Source organism: Arthrobacter saudimassiliensis, from assembly GCF_059090665.1.
In genome coordinates, this window is sequence record NZ_JBNHFX010000007.1 from 1 (window position 1) to 1,545 (window position 1,545).

Here is a 1,545-nt window from a genome sequence, read left to right on the forward strand (position 1 = left end):
AGCGCGGGACCTGATCCCGGGAGGTAAGCGTATTAACAGGTGTGACGCAGGAAGGTAGCCGGGCCGGGCGATGGTTGCCCCGGTCCAAGGATGTAGGGACCGTGATAGGCAAATCCGTCACGGAGCTCTTGGATGAGCACTCCTGAGATCTGATGGGACCCCCGTATGGGGGGATCCGGTGATCCTATGCTGCCTAGAAAAGCATCGGCGCGAGGTTCCAGCTGCCCGTACCCCAAACCGACACAGGTGATCAGGTAGAGAATACCAAGGCGATCGAGAGAATTATGGTTAAGGAACTCGGCAAAATGCCCCCGTAACTTCGGGAGAAGGGGGGCCTGCGCTGTGAAGCACCTTGCGTGTGGAGCGGCAGCGGGCCGCAGAGACCAGGGGGAAGCGACTGTTTACTAAAAACACAGGTCCGTGCGAAGTCGCAAGACGATGTATACGGACTGACTCCTGCCCGGTGCTGGAAGGTTAAGAGGACCGGTCAGCCGCAAGGCGAAGCCGGGAATTTAAGCCCCAGTAAACGGCGGTGGTAACTATAACCATCCTAAGGTAGCGAAATTCCTTGTCGGGTAAGTTCCGACCTGCACGAATGGAGTAACGACTTCCCCGCTGTCTCAACCATAAACTCGGCGAAATTGCAGTACGAGTAAAGATGCTCGTTACGCGCAGCAGGACGGAAAGACCCCGAGACCTTTACTATAGTTTGGTATTGGTGTTCGGTGTGGCTTGTGTAGGATAGGTGGGAGACTGTGAAGCCCGGACGCCAGTTCGGGTGGAGTCATCGTTGAAATACCACTCTGGTCATACTGGATATCTAACTTCGGCCCGTAATCCGGGTCAGGGACAGTGCCTGATGGGTAGTTTAACTGGGGCGGTTGCCTCCTAAAGAGTAACGGAGGCGCCCAAAGGTTCCCTCAGCCTGGTTGGCAATCAGGTGGCGAGTGTAAGTGCACAAGGGAGCTTGACTGTGAGAGAGACATCTCAAGCAGGGACGAAAGTCGGGACTAGTGATCCGGCGGTACATTGTGGAATGGCCGTCGCTCAACGGATAAAAGGTACCTCGGGGATAACAGGCTGATCTTGCCCAAGAGTCCATATCGACGGCATGGTTTGGCACCTCGATGTCGGCTCGTCGCATCCTGGGGCTGGAGTAGGTCCCAAGGGTTGGGCTGTTCGCCCATTAAAGCGGTACGCGAGCTGGGTTTAGAACGTCGTGAGACAGTTCGGTCCCTATCCGCTGCGCGCGCAGGAAATTTGAGAAGGGCTGTCCTTAGTACGAGAGGACCGGGACGGACGAACCTCTGGTGTGTCAGTTGTACTGCCAAGTGCACCGCTGATTAGCTACGTTCGGATGGGATAACCGCTGAAAGCATCTAAGCGGGAAGCCTGCTTCAAGATGAGATTTCCATACACCCTTGAGGTGTGAGAGGCCCCCAGCCAGACCACTGGGTTGATAGGCCGGATGTGGAAGCGGGGACTAAAGACCCGTGAAGCTGACCGGTACTAATAGGCCGACAACTTACACCACACACGAAAAAA

1 rRNA gene is annotated in these 1,545 nt (G+C 55.8%); it reads left to right on the forward strand.

Annotated elements, in window-relative coordinates:
• A 23S ribosomal RNA gene (locus AC5RV6_RS16925) occupies positions 1 to 1,534 on the forward strand; the annotation flags it as partial.
• Between the last annotated feature and the right edge of the window lie 11 nt (positions 1,535 to 1,545).